Origin of the sequence: Pedobacter hiemivivus, from assembly GCF_004331685.1 — a bacterium.
Classification (GTDB): Bacteria; Bacteroidota; Bacteroidia; order Sphingobacteriales; family Sphingobacteriaceae; genus Pedobacter; species Pedobacter hiemivivus.
On sequence record NZ_SJSM01000001.1, the window covers coordinates 250,388 to 273,021 of the forward strand.

Consider the following 22,634-nt stretch of genomic DNA (forward strand, 5'->3'; position numbering starts at 1 on the left):
GTTTGAATTACTTCTGTGCCCACCAAAGCGGTGTAAGCACTTCATCAGGGCCATTTAAAGCACTAACAGCTTGTCCGTAACCGGCAGGGCTATTATTTCTTAAACCTGAAGGATACCTCAAACGCTGAGGAAGGAATTTAATGTTTCCAGTCATATAGTTTGAGCTATTTAAGGCCGGCAAAGTTGAAATGCTTACCTCTACTACAGGATTTTCAAAGAAAGGCAATCCTAATCTTCTGTGGTCATTCCAGGCTTCCAATGGTTGCCATGGGGTTTGTGCAATGAATTTCTGGGTAATGATTTTAGTTAAATGGTCATTTTTAACTGTACCACTTTTATAAAGATCATTTTTAGGATAAGCTAAAGTTAGTGTACCCGGCGCTCCAGTCATTCCATCTTCATATTTCATCACACGTGGCGATGGCTCAGTTGTATGTGTCCAGCTTACCGAAGTCCCAACCCTGTTGTAGTCTTGAGAGGTCAGGTAGGAGCCCAACGATACTTTCCAATATTCAAAACTTTTGGAAATACCCGTTTCATAAGCAGTCTGTGCAGTTACAGGAGATGCCCATCCACGTACAGCACCTTCTGCCAGTAGAAAATAGGTTTCCCATGGTCCAAAGAAAAGACGTTTTTGTGAACTGTTTCTGAACTGGTTATTGATACGTGGCATAGTACCTCCGTAGTTAATCAATTCGTTCATCGGATCTTTCTCTCCCCATGCACCATCTGTTTTAGCGTTCCAGGTGTTTTTAGCATCAATTGTTTTAACAGTTGCTCCTGCAGCATTTTTCAAGAGCCTTTGAGTAACAGTGTCATAATTACCGTTCTGCTTTGGATAATTGGTATTGGTCAAATCGCCCGGAATACTGAACAATACATAAGCACGCGGATCAATGGTATATGGTAATCCGTTAAACCAGTATCCTGCCTGCGGATCATTTGTTTTTGTACTAAATTGATCCGGAAATTTTTGTCCTAACCAATCAGCTGGTTTAATAAAGCTTTGAAATGCCGCACCTAGTTGATCGGCACTTTTTACACCACCTAAACCTACAAAAACGTTATTTAATGTGGCTGACATTGGCTGTGTATCCCAACTTCTTGTCATTACGCCTGTAAGCGGACTCCATCCATCTTTTTCCTGTACAGCAAAGGCTTCTTCCTGCAAGGTTATAAAGTCATTTGTAGCTGCAGCAGCTTCAAATTCAGTTTTTGCTTTTGATGCATCAACTTCCGACAACCTCATGGCATATCTTAAGCGCATAGAATTTGCATATTTTCTCCATTTGGCGAAATCATATTCATAAGCAGGATCTAGCTTTTTCAAAGCATCACTTCTTGTTACTGAAAGTTCCAATTTAGCGCCCGCATCTTTCAATTCGCTTAAAATATAATAATATACCGTTTTTACATCTGTAAATTCTGGATTTGTCCCCTGAAAGCCTGTAACAGGGATTGGTCCAAAGTTATCAGACATTTCACTTAACAGATAAGCTCTCCAGATCCTGGCTACCTGTATCATGTTATTGGTATGCGGTTCGACCTTACCCCCATCAATTCTCTCTTGTCCAATCTGGATAGCGGTATTGGCAGCGTTTAGCCATTTAGAAATCTCTCCGTAATACACACTACTCCATTCATCACTGTAATCTCCAAAAGAAATTTTCCCTCCATCGACATCAGCTGCCTGGCGGCCTGCTGGTTTCCAATACAAGACAAAAGATCTTTCGGCCACCCCCGGATCCATTTGGGCGCCAACAATAGAGCTGTTGATAAAATACTCTGGTTGAACTTGCTCTCCGCTGGCTGCAGTAGGGCTCACATTCATTTCTTCAAATTTCTTACATGATGCCAGCACAACTGTTGCCGCTATTAGCATACATGATTTTTTTAATATATTTTTCATCGTAATATGAATATTAAGATTAAAAGCCTAAGGTTAAATTAAATGACACAGTACGCGTAGTTGGTGCACTTGCATTTTCGAATCCTGTTGCATTATTACCTGTTGCAAACACACTTTCAGGATCTACACCATTCATGTGACTTGTAATTAACCATACGTTATTACATGATACGCCAATTTTTGCTCGTTGGATTGGTGTCTTACTTAAAAATTTAGAAGACAGGTTATAGCTCAGGTTGATATTTCTAAGTCGGATGTTAGTGGCATCATAAAGATTTGCTTCTGTAATTCCAAGGTTACCCGGGCCCGCGACAGCGGCCCAATAGTGTTGTGAGGATACGGTTTTCGTATTTTTCTCATAGGTACTTGTCGCAGTATTAAAAATAACTCCGTCAGCAATAACATCTCTTGAACCATTTACAACTGTAACGGCACCAGTTCCGTTGCGTTGTAGGATTGCATTTGAAGCAGAAAATACTTTTCCACCAAAACGACCATCAACCAGGAATGACAAGTTGAAACCTTTATAGGCAAAGCTATTAGTTACACCTACCAGCGATGTCGCTTGCTGATTACCCAATCTTGCACTCTGTTCGTCAGCTTGCGGCAATCCTTCTTCCGTTAATAGCAACTGTCCATTAAATGGACTACCAGCATCTTTAACCCTTTTAAAAGCAGTTCCGTATATTTCACCGTACTTAGCGTTTTCAACAGCAAAAACAGTAATATTATCAAATCCACCTAATGAATATTGAGGTGTATTTTGATAAATAGATTTCACCGTATTATTATTGTGCGAATAATTCACCGTTGCATTCCAGTTAAAACCATCAGGATTCTCAAATATCTTTCCGTCCAACATAATCTCTATCCCTGTATTTTGGATATCTCCACTATTGATTTTCTTAAACTTATAGCCACTTAGAGGATCCATAGGAAGCTCGATCAATTGCTGGGTTGCATTTGACTTATAAACAGCAAGATCGATACCTACTCTGCTTTTGAAGAATCTGGCTTCAAATCCCGCTTCATAAGATTTGATCAGCTCATTTTTCACATTTGGATCATACAAAACATCTCCTCTGGATGCTGTAATATTGCCATTAGCATCTTTATCAATGGTGTAAGTATTGTATAATTCGTAAGCTTTTAAATCATTTCCTACTGAAGCAGCCGAAGCCCTTAATTTGGCGTAGCTTAACCAACCTGGCAATTCTCCATTTTTGGAAATCATTTCAGACAGCACATAAGAAAGACTTATTGAAGGATAAGAATAAGATCTGTTCGCTTTGCTCAATGCCGATGTCCAGTCATTTCTAAGTGTAGCATCTAAAAATAAATATCCATCCCAGTTTAACTGAAGCGTACCATACAAAGAGTTAATTTTTTTCTCATTGAACAATTGTTTTAGATCTGTTGGATCTACTCCATTCTTAACAGAGAAGTAATTGGGCACATACAACTTACCGACAGTATTGGTAAGTCCGCTATTTTCCTGTGACATTAAGTTACCACCAACAGAAAAACCACCACCTAAACGACCAAACAGGTTATCCTTTTGACCAGAAACCAATGCGCTTAAATTTGTTTCCGTAAATGTTGTTTTACCCAATGCATAAGAACCAGTAACATTATCTGGGCTTCCGGCATATCGCTTTGATTCTGTTGTTGTGCTATATTTATCGGCACCTGCCTTAACCTCAGCGTTTAACCAGCTGTTGAATTTGTATTTTAATGAACCGTTCATTAAAAATCTATCCCTGATATCCTGGTTAAGATTGTAGTCTTTACCCCAATAAGGATTAATGGTATTACTGGTATTATACCAGATCATCTTGTCATCAGGCCCCACAGAAGGATTAAAACCTCTTATATCTAAAGATCTCGGCAGTAGGTACAATGTTCTAAATGTATTGCCATCATTTGAACCGCTATTTGGCCTGTTATAGGCTGCATTGTTGGTGTATTGAATTTTTGTATCTGTTGTCCACCTCTCGTCTTTTCCAAACTTACTTACCGCTCTGGCCAGTAAACTAGTACGTTGTAATTTTGCACCTGGAATAAGACTTTTATCATCTAAACGATTAAAAGAAGTATATACTGAAGTATTATTGAACTGTTGCTGAAAAGTAACACTCTGATTAGAACTGATTCCCTTCTGAACATAGTTTGCAATATTATCATATGCAGCCATTGAAACTTCTTTTCCAGTCCAGTCTGTAATTTTCTGACCTTCAATTTTTGGTCCCCAACTTGATGTTGAAATCTTATCAAATACATTCTCAGTACCCTGCCCGTAATCATTTTGCAGTTTAGCTTGCGCAAATATGCTTTCCACACCAAGGGTTGAAGAAACCGTTATGCCTAACCCTTTTTGCGCCTTACCAGATTTAGTGGTTATGAGGATTACTCCATTTCCAGCTCTTGATCCATACAAAGCAGATGCCGTTGGACCTTTTAAAACGGTAACACTTTCTATGTCTTCCGGATTGATATCAGAAAGTCCGTTTCCCATATCTGTTGCTGGATTATAAAAGTCGTTGTTTTGTTTTCCTTCAGAATTAACAGCACCAGTAAAATTACTGACTGGCACCCCATCTACTACAATTAAAGGCTGGTTATCTCCCGTTAAAGAGTTACTTCCCCTTAAATTGATCCTTGAGGATCCCGCGGGTCCGTTACCTGACCGTGTTACTTGTAAACCGGCGACTTTACCCGATAGGGTATTAACCAGGTTCGGCTCTCTTGCTTCGACCAATGTTTCCCCTTTTACTTCCTGTAAAGCATAGCCTAAAGCTTTTTTCTCTCGTTTTATACCGAGGGCAGTAACCACCACTTCGTTCAAACTATTGTCCTCTTCCTGCAGTACAATATTTATCGAAGCCGAAGAACCCACTGTAGCTTCCTGGGCCGTGTATCCAAGATAGCGGAAAACAAGTACATCGCCTTGTGTTGCTGCAATAGAATACCTTCCTGCAGCATCTGTACTTACACCAATTTTAGTACCTTTTACCAGGACACTTACCGCAGGTATTGGAGCGCCTGCTACGTCCTTTACGGTTCCCGAAATGTTTTTTTGCGCATAAGCGGCTACTGTTAATAGGCTTAACAATAAAACACTTAAACACCGGGAGTAGATCTTTTTCATGTTGATTAAGTTTTGGTTAGTAATTTAGGTTAGTTAATAATTAATAATATTTTTTATTCATCAAATTGGGTGTTCTCAATAACCAAGCTTGCAGCAGCAAGCAATTCCGCATCTGCGGCTAATTCTGAAACGACAATAGTTGTTTGCTCTGCAATCCTTGGGATGCAGAATTCGTTTACAGCTTGTTGTACTGATGGTAACAATATTTTGCCAGCTATAGCACCGCGACCGCTCAACACAATACGTTCAGGATTCATAATATGGATTAGCGTAGCCAATCCTTTTCCAATAAGAAAAGCTGCATCAGACAGGATAGATACTGCAAGCGGATCATGATTGCTTGCAGCTTCAAGAAAAATCTCACCAACATTCCGGCCGTTCTCTTTAAACAACTGAGTCATACTTGTTGCAGCCCCGTTCTTTATTTCTTCTTTAGCTCTTTCTGTCATTACTAACAGCGAAGTCTCTACTTCCAGACAACCACGTTTACCACAAGAGCATAAATTGTTAGTTTTAGAAAGTGGAATGTGACTGAACTCACCAGCATAACCGCTGCTTCCTCTATATAGCTTTCCATTTACAATCATCCCCAATCCTGTTCCCCAGCCTATGTTAGCTACCATCACATCTTGTTTCCCTACGGCCGCACCAAAATTTAGCTCGGCAAGGGCAATTAAACTGGAGTCATTATCCATAAATATTGGAAGCCGCAATTTGCCCAACATGTATTTCCCAAGAGGCTCACCATCTTTAGCTCTTAAATGAGAATTATTTATCCCCTCTTCAACATCAATAAAACCAGGGATACCAATGCCTACTCCTAGAATTTTTTCAATATCAATACCGGAAGCTTTAATATTTTCCTCAATAAAGGCCACTAATTTATCGACTGCCTTAGCTTCACCGGGAATAATAAGTTCAAGCGTTTTAGTTGGAAAAACAATTGTACGAGATAGATCATATATCGCCATCCTCGTAGTGAACTGATCCATTGCGACAGAGACAATATACTTTTGCATTAACGGGTTAAGAAGAAATAAAGAAGCCCTCCTACCACCGGTAGATTGCGCTAGTCCCTGATCTTTAATATAGCCATCTGCTATCAACTCATTTACAACCTTGGTAACCAGAGGCAAACTTTTGGTACTCAGTTTACTTAATTGAGCAAGTGAAAGTGAATTCTTATAGTAAAGATGCTTTATGATATCCGATCTTAATGAAGGTGCCTTCTCTATCATAGTGTATTTGGTTAGGTTGCTTAAACAAACTTAATAATTTAAAACAATACTTTCCAAATCTTTTTAAATAATTTATTAAGTTGCGCAATGTTTATAAAAAAGTACACAACTTTGAGCAACAAAAAAGCCTCTTAAACCATAGCTTAAGAGGCTTTACCAGTATGGTGGATCAGTATTTATCTTATAGGAGCAAAATTAACTGACTTTAATTTAAACAGTTCCACTCCATTTTGTAAAGGACTCAACGTTATTGTGTAAACCCCAGCCTTACTAAAGGTAGTTGTTGCAACCGTATGTTTAATAAAAGGCAATGGCGCTTTTTTGTCAAACTCTGAGGTACGCAAAGTCCGGAAAAGAAACGCTTGATTGTTGACTTTCATACTTCCTTCCTGTTTTGAACTTTCTGGGGAGCAAGAATATTCCAAAGTAATTTTATATACTCCAGGCTCCGTTACACGAATGCTAAAATCAGCTTCATCGGCTTTGTCTTTCATATCGGTAACACAAATTGTATGCTTCCAGTCGCCATAATAGTGACTGTAGGTTAAACTCTTTATTTGAGCGTTGCCTTTTAATTTTGCAAACGTAGCCTCTACGATATTCTCTTTAAATTGATTAGAAACAGTAGTTGGAACGTTTAAATCATAATCAGCAATTTTACCAGAGTACTCCATTACAAAAACAGTATTTGCAGCTTCAGCATCAAATGCAGGTAAGTCAATCAAAATATCATCACCAGATTTTTTCCATACCAGGTTTTTATGGTCTGCTAAAGCATATACTTTAGCAACCTTACCCTTAAAGCCCGGAACCAGTAACTTACCGTTTTCAGGTCTTTGCCATACATGTAAATACTGTTTACCCAGTTTTGAAGTGCTTACACCCCATGGTTGCGCAGGAATCAATCCATAGGTACTACTATAAATGCTCTCTCCATTTTTGTCTAACCATTTACCGGTTTCCCGTAAAAACTTAACTGAATATTCAGGAATATTACCCTCACCATCAGGCCCGACATTCAACATTAGGTTTCCACCTTTAGAAGCTACATTGGCCAGCAATCTGATAATTTCAGTAGGTGTTTTGAAGTTCATATCATGCTTGATGTAACCCCATGAGTCGTTGTGTGTATAGATAGACTCCCAAGCTCCTTTAATTGGTGTTGCCGGTACTTCAGAATCTCCAAAATCGCGATAATCACCCAACCCTTGCCCTACACGACTGCTAAACAAACTTTTAGGCTGTAAAACACGTAACTCATTTACAAAGCTTTGCGTTTGCGCTTTAGTCATCCCACCAGGGGTATCAAACCATACAATACCCAAAGGGCCATAATTGGTTAGTAACTCTTTCAACTGTGGAACAGCTTTTTCCCTATAGTACTTTTGATAGTCTTTTTTAGACTCCTCAAAGTCCCATGTATTTCTACCCCCATTTGGCTCATACCAATCTTGAAACTGAGAATAATAAAACCCAAACTGAATTCCTCTTTTGCGTGTCGCTTCAGAAAGCGCTTTCATCGGATCCTTTTTATAAGGCGTAGCATCGACAATATCAAAATCACTCACTTTGGAATCATACATGGAAAAACCTTCATGATGCTTCGCCGTAATTACCATGTATTTAATCCCCGCTTCTTTTGCCAACTGTGCCCATTCATCCGCATTAAATTTAACCGGGTTGAAAGTTTGAGCCACCTGCTTATATTCTGCAACGGGTATCCTAGCCTGATTCATAATCCATTCCCCACTTCCATAATAGCGCTTATCCTTCCACTCACCAGCAAGTTTGGCATACAGCCCCCAATGAATGAACATACCGAACTTAGCTTCTTTAAACCATTTTAAATTAGGATTCTCTTTGCCAGAAATGCTGCTATCCCACATCTCATCCATCGTTTGTGCATGAATTGTGGTTATAGTGCTACCAGCTAAGGCAAATACAAGGATAGTTTTACGAATAAGATTCATTTTATTTTTCTTTAATTGTTGTGCTATTTAGCAGTCATATGTATGGATTCACCAACTTTTGTATCAAAAACAAAGGTCTTACCAGAAAGCACCTCAGCTTTTTGTCCATTTCTCAGCAACTGCACCTTTTTCACTGGCCATGGATTGTCAATCGTACATACACGTCCCGCCTCGCTTAACAATTCCACATACTCAATTTCACTTTTTTCTAAGCGACTGCTTACTAAAAATGCGCCATAAGCTCTTAATTGCTCAAAACTCGCATCTTTGAACCTATTCCAATTGGGAAAAATTCTGATAGTCTGCTCATAGCTCTGCATCATCATCTCATTTATAGTTAGCGGAACAGCTGACAATGTCTCTATTCCACCACCTTCAGCAGTAATCCATAGGTTGGGCAACGATTGTATATTAATCCTGTCCTTTAATTGTTTAAGAATCTCATCTGAATCATAGCCTACGCGTACTGCCGCCGGAAAACAAGTTTCAATTCCATTGCCTAGCGTATTGCCCCATTCTCCTGACCCCTTCATTCTTTCTTTCCATCTGCTTACATCACTCAATAAAATTTGGTTAAAAGCAGAATCCGTTTTTGGACCACAGACACCCCCCGGAAGGATTAAGCCATGAATCGAAACCCTGGCCAATCCCGCAATACGGCTATGCCATGCCGAAGGACTTTTCTCTACCCCCTTCAAGCTCAATTTACCATCAACTTCGCCAACCGTAAAATCACTCATATGCTGAACAATATGCTTCCATTTAGGAATTCTTGAAGCATCTACATTTAAAAAACTACTGACATCTATCATTCCCTTAAAAAGCATTTTCACGAGCCCCACTGAAAGTGTAGAATTAAAATCACCGAGCTGATCGCGCCATTTACCATTGTTTTTCAAGTTCGGCATCACCTCTCCATAATGGTCCATGTAAATCACGTATCGTCCGTTCTCAAATTTTAGGTAGTCTTCCCAGAAGTTTGCACATTCAAGCATATAGGGATAGATCTTTTGGGTATAAGCTTTATCATAAGTACTGTAAAAACGCATTAGCATATTCCCTACACTAAATACCGCATTGATCTTCTGTCCCAAAAATTTGTAACCACCATCTATGGTATTTTCCCTTGTTGCATAACGCTTTTCCATCTCTTCAGGAGTTAGTGGCCATCGTGTGGTTACCAATCCTTTTGGCCCCATGCCAACAGGATAATAGATTCCTTTCTGATGCAACAAGGCTTTTGCATGTTGCTTTCCCTTGTCCATATAATCCAGCAAGGGCTGATCAAAATTAGCCGTTTCATCAATGTGATTGGATGAGTAAGCTGCCCAATAAGGAGCCTGATAATTGTAATTGAGGTGATAGTCACCACCCCATGCTGCAGAATCACGAGTCACAAAAGGCCCCCAAATTCCAGGAGCAAACTTATCTCCTCTAGATGTAGCACCAAATAAATACTGTGATGCGTAATAATACTTTTCTATAAATGGATCTCCAATCTCAACTTTAGATTGACTCCAGAAGTCTTTCCACCATGCCTCGTGCTCCTCTTTTATTTCAGTAACCTTATTTTCTGTAAGACTATGAGCCTCTTTTATAGTGGCCGCTTTCCAATCTTTACGATCTTGATTGGTGTACATCGTAATGGTAAGCGTAACCTTTTCGTTTGGTTTCAAATCTACACTTCCATCCTTTTCGAGGTTTGCACCTAATACTTTTAAGGCCATGGCTACATTAGACGGCCATTCCAGTAAAGGAGTATTTTCAAATGATCGGGTTACCCAAATCACGTCCCCATCTACTCCCGCGGTATTAACAGATGTGTTGCCTTCCGTAGATTTCAGTCCAAGTTTCAAATTACAGGCATTGTTCGCTGTAAACTCGGCCACTACAGTATTGCGCGTGGCTGCTACCCAGGCTTTCAATGACACTTTAAGTTGATTCTTCGTAAACTCTCCCTTTATGAAGGCCTTGTCCTGCACTTGCTCGGCATAATAATTAGCGCCCTTTAGGGCGCTAATATTCACTTCTAACCAACCAGGCAAGGCAATCCCACCACCAGGGTAAACCGGATATGCCCGCCAGAAGTCATTTTTACCCAGATAGAAAGACAATTGATCTGGGCTACCACCAAGGGTAAGACCAATATCTCCATTTCCAGCTAATGGTCCATCAGGCGTTTTCTTGGTTGGCACCAACTCTGGTGCCTTTGTAAAAACAGCCCTATATCGCCCGGCATATATTTCCTGAGCATAAACTCTGCTGAAGAACCCCAGCATAAGTACCATTAGCATTAACAGAGATCTGGTCATATATTTTGATTATGTTCCTTCACAATTTAAAACCCAGTGTTTTGCGTCCACACACCTCTCATGATATCCATTTGTCCAAGAGGAATTGGGAAGAGATAAGATTTGAACTTTCTCTTTGTTCCTTTTGCGTCATAAGGGACTAAAGGAATAACCTGATCTGCTACTTTCCATCTGATTAAATCATTGTAGCGCAAACCTTCAAAAGCCAACTCTATCCTGCGTTCATTTCTAATAACATCCCTTGTAAGTACCAATTTTGCAGGCATATTTACACCCGGCCTTGCTCTGACATCATTTAGCGCTTTTAAGGCACGAAGATCTGTCCCCTGACCACTTTCAAACATAGCTTCAGCATACATCAATAGTAAATCGGCATATCTGATTTTAACCATATGCTGATCACTTAAGGTCGCTCCAGAAGCATTATTAATCGATGTATTTACCCACTTTTTAATGGCCATACCTGTATAAGGAATTTGGCCTTCTGCAGTACTTCCAGCCTGTTTAAAACCTCCTGGATTATAAGCCCATGGATCTCCGGCTTCGAAAATGGTCATTTTTCTTCTTGGATCATTTGCTTCATAGGCATTTCTTAATTCTACAGTTGGAAATATAGACATCCTACCCCCTATCACCTGATCTAAAGAGTGAAAATCATCCGGAGCCCTAAACTGGACAGAAAACATGATTTCCTTATTATTGAGCTGATTGCCAAAGAAAATACCAGCATAATTATCAGAAAGTTGAAACGGATTTGCAGCATCCCCTATCAAAGTCCATGCGGCATCAGCAGCCTCTCCATATCGTTCATTATTTAACAATACTTTTGTTTTTAATGCAATAGCCGTTCCTTTAACCGCACGTCCATCTGTATAAGCTTTCTGTTCTAAATAAGAAATAGCCAGATCCAGATCCTTAAGAATTTGAGTAACCACTGCCGCCTTTGGTGACCTGGGGGTATTCAAATAATCACCATCAAGCTCTGCAGGTTGCAGAATTATAGGAAGATCCCCATACAACTGAGTCAACTCATTATAGTAAAAGGCTCTTAAGAATAAAGCTTCACCTATCATCCTTTTCTTCGTAACCTCCAACAGATTAGGAACCCTATCTACATTGGCCAGGAAATAATTACAAGACGCAATGCCCTGAAAACCGAACGTAAAGGTTTTACTCACAATACCTGTTGTTGCCTGATTATGATCACCTCTCATCACCACATCAAAAGATTCATAATTAGAGGTATTTGATGCATTATCAGAAAGCGCTTCCCAATACAAAGAGTTACCACTCTGAGTTTTTCCATTCGAGAAAATTGGTTCTTTTAGTTTTGCGTAGCAAGCTACTAAAGCCTTGCCCGCCTCGGCTTCTGTTCTCCAAAAATTCTCTTCTTTGGGATTTGAAAGCGGATCTTTATCAAGTGTCTTTTTACATGAAGTCACAAAAACTGCTGACATCAGAAGAAGCCCTATTTTTATATATGTTTTCATCTTATCTAGGATTAAAAAGTAACTTTAAGTCCAAACGAATAAATTTTAGCCTGTGGATATATCGCAGCCCTGCCACTTGCAGCTGCACGCTCAGGATCACTTCCATCAAAAAAGTCAGTGATTGTAAACAGGTTATCACCTGAAACATATAAACGCAAACCTTGCATTTTAGCTTTATTGATCCACTTAGCAGGAAAATTATACCCCAACTGCAGGTTCTTTAACCTAATGTAGGAAGCATCTTGTAACCACCAGTCAGACACCTGCGTATTAGGCGCATACACTTCATTAAAGATATGTGGTATCGTGTTGGAAGTACCTTCTCCATCCCATGCATCTTTCCAGAATGTTGGAGGTGGACCAGCTTGTCTAAATGGTGCAATACCCCATTCTCTCACATAAATTTTTCTTCCTTGAACACCTTGAAGAAAGAAACTTAAGTCAAAATTCTTGTACTCTGCATTAACGGTAAGTCCATAGTTAAATTTAGGAAAAGCACCACCTACAACCATACGGTCATCAGTTGTTATTTTTCCATCTGGTACACCATTTGGCCCGCTCACATCTCTATACTTCATGTCGCCCGGTTTAGGTTTCACTATTGGCGTTGGTCCATTATCAATTTCGCTTTGATTTTGATATATACCATCAAAAATATACATGAGGTAAGACTGATAAGGCAATCCTTCTTGTGTAATGGTTCCATTGGCACTATTAATCTCTCGGGCACCAAATTTTACTACTTTATTTTTATAGGTTTCGAAGTTCCCCTGTACCTTATAGCGGAAATCATTTATTTTACCTTCATAGCCCAAGAGAAACTCCAAACCGGTGTTTTTCATTTCACCGCTATTTACTGTTGGTCCAACTAATCCAATAAAATCAGGAACCTGAAGCTCTCTTAAGATATCGGTTGTTCTTTTAGTATACCAATCTACAGAGCCAAATAAGCGAGAGCCAAAAAGGTTAAAATCCAGACCTAAATTGGTCACTGTAGTAGTTTCCCATTTCACATCCCTTCTGATTAAATCTGTCTGCGTTACACCTTGTTGCAAACTTCCGCCGATGAAATATAAGTAAGGATTTAATACAGACTGATAAGGATATGGCATTGACTCACCTAAAAGCGTTCTGTTCACGTTCTGGTTACCGACCTGTCCCCATGATACTCTGGCCTTAAGGTTACTCACCCAACTCACATCTTTTAAGAAATCTTCCTGAGAGATTCTCCACCCAGCCGAAGCAGAAGGGAAAAAGCCCCATTTATTTCCGGTTGGAAAACGAGAAGAACCATCATAACGGAAATTCGCTTCCAATAGATACTTCTCTTTATAATCATAGTTTACCCTGCCAAAAAGTGACTGCAATGCCCATTCATAACTAAAGCCGTCGACAGTCTGACCACCTGGTTCATAAATGCTCGGGTCTAACAGATCATCTGACGGTGCATTTCTTTTAAATCCCTGTAAACGATCGTATCTAAAGGTTTCCTGGCTAGCACCCAGTAATGCACTGAAATTATGATTTTCCGCAATTTTTTTAGTGTAGTTTAATGTTCCAAAAATGGTATACTGTACATCTTTATCATCACGTACAGTTAAGTTATTTTCACCAACGGTACCGTTCCATTGCGTATTGAACGCATACGCCCCAGTATTGTCAGGTAAAAACATATATCCAGGAATACCAACTACATGTACCTTGGTTTCTCTTTCATTGTATTTAACCGCACCTTTGATTTCTCCTTTCAATCCAGGAAGAATATCTACGTTTAAATAGGCAGAAGCCAAAGCATAATGATTGTTCACATATCTACCACCATTTTCGGCTGTAGCAACAGGGTTTTTATTTCCACCTTCAAAAATATAGGCTTTAGCAGCATACCTTCCACTTCCATCTGGCAATTTAGGCGTAAAAGTAGGGTGAGCAGCAAGCGCACTCAGAATCTGATCTTCAGTAGAATTACCATCAAAATTACCATTCAAGGCAGTTTCATTCCGCTTGCCTTTTGAGAAGGAAATGTTAGTACCAAAAGTTACCTTCTTGTTCAGATCCGTTTTAAAGTTAAACTGAGCATCATACCTTTTATATCCTGTAGCAATCAGTATTCCATCCTGATTTAGGTACCCGGCGCCAAAATTATAGGTTGTACCTTCTTTACCCCCATTTACACTCAGGTAATGCTGTTGCATTGGCGCTGTGCGAAATATTGCGTCCATCCAATCGTAACTTGGATATTGAGCCGGATTAGTAATCGCTCCTTGACGATATTCTTCAATCTGTGCAGCTGAGTATCTCTGGTTAGCACTTGTACCCGTATGATCGATAGCCTTATTCAACAACTCCATAAACTGAACAGAATTGGTGATCCTATCGTAAACAGAAGTGGCCCGCTGACTGCCATAATTATAACTGTAATCGATATTTAGTCTTCCAGCTTTACCCATTTTAGTGGTTACCAGGATAACACCGTTGGCTGCTCTTGAGCCATAAATTGCTGCCGAAGCTGCATCCTTTAATACAGAAATGCTTTCTATCTGATTAGGGTTTACATTATTTAAGTTCCCCTCAATTCCATCAATCAAAACCAATGGGTCATTGGAAGCCTTACTAAAAGTCCCCATACCGCGTATCTGGATCGTTGCACTTTCGGCTCCGGGCTGACCAGAGTTTTGTACCACCTGAACACCAGGCATTCTACCCTGCAATAACGAAGTGGTATTTGGCGCTTGTCTGCTGGTTAACTCAGTACCGGAAACATTACTTACAGCTCCAGTTAAGTTCACTTTCTTTTGTGTACCGTAACCCACTACCACAATCTCAGAGAGGGCACTATTCTCTTCTTTTAAGACCACATTGATGTTTGTTCTATTACCTATAGCAATCTCTTGTGTGGCAAAGCCTACGAAGCTAAAAACAAGTGTTCCAGATCCATCAGGTAATGTTAATGCATAATTACCATTCGCATCCGTCATGGTCCCGACATTACTACCTTTCAGTTTTATACTTACGCCCGGTAATCCTCCGCCCTTTTCGTCGGTCACTTTTCCTTTCAGTTCTACTTTCTGAATTGAACTATTCGTACGAATGGCTGGTTGTCGGTTTTCCTTAATGATAACCGTTTTATTACTTAACAGATAAGTAAAAGGCTGGTTTTCGAAGCAACGCTTCAACACCTCATCTAGCGTCTCATTTTTTACAGAAAGATCAACTCTTTTTGCTTTTTTAAGATCTTCAATATCATAAAAGAAATCATAACCGCTTTGCTTACGGATTTCCTTAAAGACCTCTTCCAGCGTCACATTCTTTTGTGAAAAAGTAATGCGTTGTGCCTTACTTGCCTGTGCAAATTGCAAAAAGGCTGTGACCAACAAAATTGTGGTAAATTTCATTATCAACAGAAATTTATGTACTAAGCCCGGTGGCTTACCTACAGATTGTTTATAAAAGTTCATACATTTGGTTAGTTGGGGTTAAACGAAAAAAATTAACTGTTTGCGGGTATCCCAGCCATTTTTACCGGGAGTGGTTCGAAGCACTCTCGGTTTTTCAGGCCTTTACACCATAATTAAGGTACTTGTTGTTTAGTGTATTGCTTTTTCATGTTGTTTAATTTTTTGGTTGTATTATTTGCTTGTTTATTTTTATGCTACTTAAAAACTGTAATCTTCTTTCCTGCTACAGTAAAACGAACTTTACCTGTTGATTCCATAATGTTTAATACTGCAGAAATGTCTTTGGAACGGGATATATAGCCCCCGAATTTCAAATTATCGAAATCCCCTTTGTAAATCACCTCTACATCATACCATCTTGCTACCTTATTCATTATGGTCCTGAAATCATCTCCCTTGAATACAAAATCACCATTTTTCCAGGCAACAATAGATTCTGTGTCTACTGCCTTAACCTTGATATCACTTTCATTTAACTGACTTTGTTCGCCCGGTTTCAATAACTTAGAAGAGTTGTTTTTATGAGTACCAAATGGAATTACACGTACCGATCCTTCCAACAAAGTCGTTTTGATATCGTCTTCATCTTTGTAGCTATTGATGTTGAAATGGGTACCTAGCACCTCTACCTCCTGTCCTGCGGTCTTAACCACAAAAGGAATATGCACCTTTGCTACTTCAAAGTACCCTTCTCCGGTAAGTTCTACTTTTCTAATATTTGCAGCAAATTTTGTGGGATATCGAAGGGATGAGGCCGCGTTTAGCCACACCTTGGTACCATCGGGTAAATTAATCTGATATTGTCCGCCTTTGGGAGTTTCAATTGTATTGAAAGCTATTTTCTCTAGCCCCCCATTTTTTCCTTGATCAACAACAGTATAAACGATTTTCCCATCAGCAGTTTTATTGATAGACAATCCTTCCTGTTTAACAATTTCACCACTATTGGCATCAGTCAATGAAATTTTACGCCCATCGGCCAAGGTTAAAAAAGCTTTGTTACTTCCGGGAACGATCTTATTGTTCTTTGGTTGATGAACAGCCAATTGCTGTGCTGTTGTAGCAGGACTTAAATAAAAGTAGCCCGCAAAACCAATTACAAATACAGCTGCTGCTGAGGCCAGATACCATTGGCGCCGTATTTTCAGCACTGGTTCGTTTGCTATTAAAGATGACCAAACCATTGCCTTTGTACGTGCAGCGGATGCAATATCCAAGCCTTCAACGTCAGTCGAACTCAACTTCAGATACCAACTTTCAACAGCGGCCTTTTCTTCCTCCGTACATAAACCTGCGTTGTATTTATCTAATAATTTCTGCGGATCGTCCATCATAACTATACCCTTTAGCTTTTTTCAGTCATAAGACAAGAAGCTATAAGGCTTGGGGGTATGTGCGAAGAAAAAAATTATAAAATAAATAATAGCATCAGTCCAATGATAAACCCCAGCTTAGGCTTCAGTATCCTTAAAGCCCTTTTCACCTGTGTTTTAACTGTCAATTCTGACAAATGTAATCGTGAAGCGATTTCTTTGTGGGACAGATATTCTGTACGGCTTAACTTAAAAATCTCACTCATTTTTTGAGGTAAAGCCGAGATCTCCTTTTCGATGATGCGTTTTAATTCTTTTTCCCTAACATAAAAATCAGTGAGATAATCCTCCTGTCCAATAAATTCGCCAAGAGAGTCTAAGTATTTGGTTTTTACTTTTTTGTGTGCAATCTGATTTAACACCATATTCCGCGTGGATGCATATAGGTAAGCAGATACACTTCCATTCACTGTTAATGAATCACGTTTCAGCCATATCATTTCGAACAATTCCTGAACTAAATCCTTTGCCTCATCCTCATCTAAAAGAATTTTTAAGGCATGCAGGTATAATAGTGAATAGAAACGATCAAAGACTTGCGTGTAGGCCCTATGATTCCCTTCCTTAATCAGAACAAACAATTCTTCATCTGTATGTAAGTGATATCCTGACATATAACAGTAAAAACTATCTATTACCGACGGATGATATGTCAAAAACTGACATAAACAGGCTCAGATAATATTGCATTTGGTTAGTGTATAACAAATGTAATACAATTAGTACATATCAGACTAGCATTTTATTCAATTTTCTTGGCAAATTGCAAAACTAAAAATGGCAACAGTTATTATAACCGTTGCCATTTCTAATTATTTTTGATTTATTAAAAATCTGGATTCTGAGTCAGGTTACCATTTGCCGTTCTTTCCGTTTCAGGAATCGGCATCAACAGATACTTATCAGCTAGCAGAATATTATGCACTTTTAATTGCTGGTCCTTCATTCTGCCAAGTCTAAGCAAATCATATCGTCTTTGCCCCTCAGCTGCAAACTCCCAACCTCTTTCATTTACCAGTGCGGTGATAAAATCATCCTTACCCGGTGTAGTTACAAAACTTAAAGGTAACAGCCCCGCTCTACCCCTAACTGCATTGATACCATTAAATTTATTAGGATCGCCGGTGTTAATCTGGTTCATCGCTTCAGACTGCATCAACAAAACATCAGCATAGCGTAAAATAACCCAGTTATTTCTGGCACTATTTCCTTGTCTAGATGGATCAGTAAATTTAAGGTAATAGAAATTACTGCTTGCTGGTACTGCTCCAATGGTTGCGGCTCTCCTTGTGTCTGTTACCGCATAAGATAGTGCAAAAGAATTCTCCACATAAAAAGCTTCATTTCCATCAAAAGGCGCAACAGCTTTTGGTAAGTGCATACGAGGGGTAATATTGCCTGTATTAGGTGGCAAACCAAACTGAACAGCAAAAATCTCTTCTTTATTTGCAGCTTTCTTATTCGGATCAAACACATCCGCAAAAGGCAACAAGGTGTATACTGCTGGACTTACTGCAATTACCTTATTACATTGCGTAAGGGCATTTTGATAATCAGTAGGTTCTGCCGCTGTACTTGATGCTCTGGTTAAATAAACCTTGGCCAATAAAGCGCTGGCAGCACCACTCGAAACTCTGCCTTTACTCGCTGCCGGAATCTTATCCTCCTTTGTACAATTGGTTTCGGCAAATATTAAATCTTCAATAACCTGAGCATATACCGTTTTAATCGGCGTACGTACAGGCTTGAAATCGTCTGTTCCCACTGTAGGTTTCGTAATCAAAGGTATATCACCAAAACTCCTTATTAAATCAAAATAAGCCAGTGCCCGCAAAAATTTTGCATTACCAACAATATTGTCTCTTGAGACAGCAGGAATTGGTCCACCTTCAACATTTTTGATCACATCATTTGCTCGATTAATCAACACGTAAGAATTGTTCCACCAGTTGCTGATCTCGCCATTGGTTGAGGTATAGGTCTGGCTATACAATTCAGGTCGGTTGGTTTGTGGCGCACCAACTTTCATTTGATCGCCGGTTAAATCATTCACAATCCAAACAGTACGACCGTAATACTGTTGCAATTGCATAATGTTTATTACCCCATTCAAAGCAGCGAGTGCATCACCTTCAGTTTTATAAAATTTCTCTTCTGAGATAAAATCATAAGGATCTTCCTCCAAAAACTTTTTACAGGATGAAGTACTGATTACCATCAGCATAGCTAATATTATATATATCTTCTTCATTGTCTTGTTCTTAATAAATAAATCAATTAAAACCCAACTCTTACCCCAGCAGTGTACATTTTGGTTGTCGGGTAAGCGTTATAATCTGTATTTAAACTCAAAACATTTGTATTTACAAATGAGTTCACCTCAGGGTCATAACCACTATACTTTGTAAAAGTTAAAAGATTAGTCCCAGTCACATAAATACTAGCTGATTTAATGGTTTTACCCAATCCTTTGCCAAGCGGTAGGTTATAAGATAAGGATACCGTTTTCAAGCGTAGAAAACTTCCATTTTCTACTACATCACTTGTAATACCAGTTCTTCTACGTAAGGTACTGTTGGCCTTTGGAATAGTGTTACTGGTGTTTGGCCCAGTCCATCTGTCGTTTACAGTGGCCAGTTTATTGGTCGTAAAATCGCCTGATTCCAACTCATATTTATTTAAATTCAACACATCATCTCCTTGCACCCCCTGTATAAATAGATTTAGGTTTAAACGACCATAAGTGAAATTATTGGTCACTCCATAAATAAACTTAGGTTGTGCATGTCCCACAATTTCACGATCCTTCGCATCAATTACCTTGTCATTGTTCAAATCAGCATACCTTGGGTCACCAGGCAATACACCACTAATACCACTGGCAGCAATCTCCTCTTTTGTTTGCCAGATGCCAACAAAACGATAACCATAAAATGAACCAATAGACTCACCTACTCTTAAAACATTGGTTCCGCCGGTTCCTGATGGGAAAAGACTGCTACTGGCATCCCCCACAAAACGTTCTTTCTCACCAGCAAGATCAGTAACCTTATTGCGGTTCAATGAGAAATTTAAGTTGGTTGTCCATTGGAAAGATTTTCCGTTGATATTTTCACTGTTAATAGCGAACTCAAAGCCTTTATTATCGACACCTCCCGCATTCAATAAGATACTTGCATAACCAGTAGTACGTGGCACAGCAACATTCAACAACAAATCTTTAGTATGCTTGCTGTAATAATCGGCCGTCATAGTAATTCTATTTTTAAAGAAGGCCAGATCTAAACCAATGTCGAACGACGAAGTTGATTCCCATGAAAGATTCGGGTTAGCAATATTGGCTGGCGATACGCCAACCACACGAGTACTGCCGCCTAAAGTTGCACTATTTGTTGGATAGCGTCCGATGGATTGATATGGGTCAATTTCCTGATTACCGGATACGCCCAAACTACCGCGTAGCTTTAAATCGCTGATAAAAGGAAGCGATTTCATAAAATCTTCTTCAATAATCCGCCATGCAATTGCTCCGGAAGGAAAATATCCCCATTTGTTATTTTTGCCGAATTTAGAAGAACCATCTGCCCGCATAGTAAACGTAAACAGGTATTTATCCATTAAACGGTAATTTGCACGACCAAAGAAAGAAGCCAACGTATTTTTATTGTGGGTAGAGCCTGGAGTTAACACATTAGCGCCTAGCCCAATATTATCATATCCAAGTACATTGGTGAAAAAGTTTGTACTGGCAGAGAAAAAATCGTTAGTATCAAATTGTTGCATACTAAAGCCACCGATAATGTTAATAGCATTATTTTCATTCAGCTGTTTATCATAAGTTAGCGTATTTTCATTTACCCAACTTACAGCGTTTGCATACTCTTTTCTTGCCGACCCCAATGTGTTGCTACCCAAAAATATATCGGAAGGGATATAGAGATTTCTTGTTAGAAAATCGAAATCTGTTCCAGCTGTGGTTTTAAATTTTAGCCCTTTGATAATTTCATATTCTCCATAAAAATTAATCAAACCGCGCAAGTCTTTATATTGGTTCGTTGTTTTGTTCGCATAAGCGATTGGATTGCCCAATGCAAAAGTATACCCCGTTGGTCCATTTTGATAGGTATAATCGCCATTCGTCACCACAGGAACAGCAGGATTAATTCTTAAAGCATCCAACAAAACACCTCCTGCTGAGCCACCACCGGTGTTAACAAGTGCCCTATTGTCAATACTGCCAGTCAGCTGAGAACTAAAGCCAAAATTCAACTTTTCACCAACCTTTTTATCGAGGTTAAATCTAATAGAGGCTCTCTTATAACCGGAATTGATAATAATTCCCTGTTGGTCGAAATAGTTCATGCTCAGGTTGTATTTGGTTTCTGGAGTTCCACCTATAAAATTTAGCTGGTAATTACTAATTGGAGCTGTTTGAAAAAGCTCATTTTGCCAATCAGTTCCCTCACCCAATGCAGCAATCTGTGCATCAGTATAAGGTAAGGCCTTTGCCAAGGTCGGAGTTTCTATATTCGTTAATTTTTGTGCATCGTTCAGATAAGTACCAAACTCGGTGGCATTCATCATTTTATAAGGCTTTCTTACTTTTTGTAATCCGTAATATGCTTCGAAATTAATGGCAGACTGACCGGCTGTTCCTTTTTTAGTCGTTATGATCACAACTCCATTCGCACCTCTGCTCCCATAAATAGCAATTGATGAGGCATCTTTTAAGATATCGATGGACTGTATATCGTTGGGATTAATGGTGTTTAAATTACCTGCTCCAGGAAATCCATCCACCACAAATAGTGGTTCATTGCTTGTATTGATAGAATTTGTACCGCGAATCCTTAAACTCGATACTCCACCGGGTTGTGATTGGGTTTGCGTAACCTGTACCCCACTTGCTCTACCCTGAATCATCTGATCTGCACGGGCAATTGGTAGATTCTCTACACTTTTAGCCGAAATAGAAGACACTGCACCGGTTAAATCCTTTTTCTTCTGTGTACCATAACCTACCACCACAATTTCAGAAAGGGCACTATCCTCTTCTTTCAACACCACACTAATCCAGGTCCTATTATCTACCTTAATCTCTTGTGAAGCATAGCCTACGAAACTAAAAACAAGGGTACCATTTCCATCCGGCAAGGTTAAAGCATAACTACCGTTCCAATCGGTCATGGTAGCAACATTACTACCTTTAAGTTTTATACTTACGCCGGGCATAGGACCTCCTTTTTCATCGGTCACCTTTCCTTTCAGCTCTACTTTTTGAATAAAATTACTCCATAATACTTCATTTGGCTTACTTTCTTTGACAACTACCGTTCGGTCCTTAAACATAAAAGTAAAAGGTTGGTCTTCAAAACAAAGCCTTAAAACATCTTCCAGCGTCTGATTCTGAACTGAAATATCAATTCTTTTAGCTTTTTTGATGTCTTCTTGATTGTAAAAGAAATCGTAACCACTTTGTTTACGGATTTCTTTAAATAACTGTTGCAGCGTAGCATTCTTTTTGGAAATAGTGATGCGCTGCGCGTTACTGGCCTGAGCAAGTTGTAAAAAGGCGGTGACCAGTAGAATTGTAGTAAATTTCATGATTACCAGAAATTTATGCACAAAGCCCCGTGGCTTACATACAGATTGTTTGTAAAAGTTCATACATTTGGTTAGTTGGGTTAAACGAAAAATTAACTGTTGGAGGGTATCCCAGCCATTTTTACCGGGAGTGAT

The 22,634-nt window shown here is 39.3% G+C and carries 11 protein-coding genes; all 11 read right to left on the reverse strand.

All coding sequences use genetic code 11. The features are described 5' to 3' along the window. Positions 1–7 precede the first annotated feature (7 nt). The 11 genes from EZ444_RS01055 to EZ444_RS01105 all read right to left on the reverse strand — a co-directional run bounded on the left by EZ444_RS01055 (position 8) and on the right by EZ444_RS01105 (position 22,499). The gene (locus tag EZ444_RS01055) at positions 8–1,909 is read right to left on the reverse strand and encodes a SusD/RagB family nutrient-binding outer membrane lipoprotein (RefSeq protein ID WP_131606356.1); all 1,902 of its coding nucleotides are present in this window, start codon (positions 1,907–1,909) and stop codon (positions 8–10) included. Positions 1,910–1,928: 19 nt separating this feature from the next. Then, a complete protein-coding gene (locus EZ444_RS01060; RefSeq protein ID WP_131606358.1) occupies positions 1,929–5,057 on the reverse strand; it encodes a SusC/RagA family TonB-linked outer membrane protein in 3,129 nt (1,042 codons plus the stop codon). Positions 5,058–5,110: 53 nt separating this feature from the next. Further along, on the reverse strand, positions 5,111–6,295 hold the full coding sequence (locus EZ444_RS01065) for an ROK family protein (RefSeq protein ID WP_131606360.1): 1,185 nt from the start codon (positions 6,293–6,295) through the stop codon (positions 5,111–5,113). Between the two features lie 176 nt (positions 6,296–6,471). After that, the gene (locus tag EZ444_RS01070; protein WP_131606362.1) at positions 6,472–8,265 is read right to left on the reverse strand and encodes an alpha-L-fucosidase; all 1,794 of its coding nucleotides are present in this window, start codon (positions 8,263–8,265) and stop codon (positions 6,472–6,474) included. Between the two features lie 23 nt (positions 8,266–8,288). After that, a complete protein-coding gene (locus EZ444_RS01075) occupies positions 8,289–10,577 on the reverse strand; it encodes a glycosyl hydrolase family 95 catalytic domain-containing protein (protein ID WP_131606364.1) in 2,289 nt (762 codons plus the stop codon). 26 nt (positions 10,578–10,603) lie between these two features. After that, positions 10,604–12,067, reverse strand: coding sequence for a RagB/SusD family nutrient uptake outer membrane protein (locus tag EZ444_RS01080; RefSeq protein WP_131606366.1), 1,464 nt, complete (start codon positions 12,065–12,067; stop codon positions 10,604–10,606). Between the two features lie 11 nt (positions 12,068–12,078). Then, a complete protein-coding gene (locus EZ444_RS01085) occupies positions 12,079–15,522 on the reverse strand; it encodes a TonB-dependent receptor (protein WP_225874591.1) in 3,444 nt (1,147 codons plus the stop codon). Between the two features lie 194 nt (positions 15,523–15,716). Then, positions 15,717–16,856 (reverse strand): FecR family protein, encoded by a 1,140-nt coding sequence (locus EZ444_RS01090; RefSeq protein ID WP_131606368.1) that lies wholly within the window; start codon positions 16,854–16,856, stop codon positions 15,717–15,719. Positions 16,857–16,930: 74 nt separating this feature from the next. Next, on the reverse strand, positions 16,931–17,509 hold the full coding sequence (locus EZ444_RS01095) for an RNA polymerase sigma factor (protein ID WP_131606370.1): 579 nt from the start codon (positions 17,507–17,509) through the stop codon (positions 16,931–16,933). A 212-nt stretch (positions 17,510–17,721) separates the two neighbouring features. Continuing rightward, complete coding sequence (locus EZ444_RS01100) at positions 17,722–19,146, reverse strand: RagB/SusD family nutrient uptake outer membrane protein (RefSeq protein ID WP_131606372.1); 1,425 nt, start codon at positions 19,144–19,146, stop codon at positions 17,722–17,724. A gap of 26 nt (positions 19,147–19,172) precedes the next feature. Beyond that, positions 19,173–22,499 carry a TonB-dependent receptor gene (locus EZ444_RS01105; RefSeq protein WP_165503487.1) on the reverse strand — a complete coding sequence of 1,109 codons (3,327 nt, stop codon included), beginning with the start codon at positions 22,497–22,499 and terminating at the stop codon, positions 19,173–19,175. Positions 22,500–22,634 lie beyond the last annotated feature (135 nt).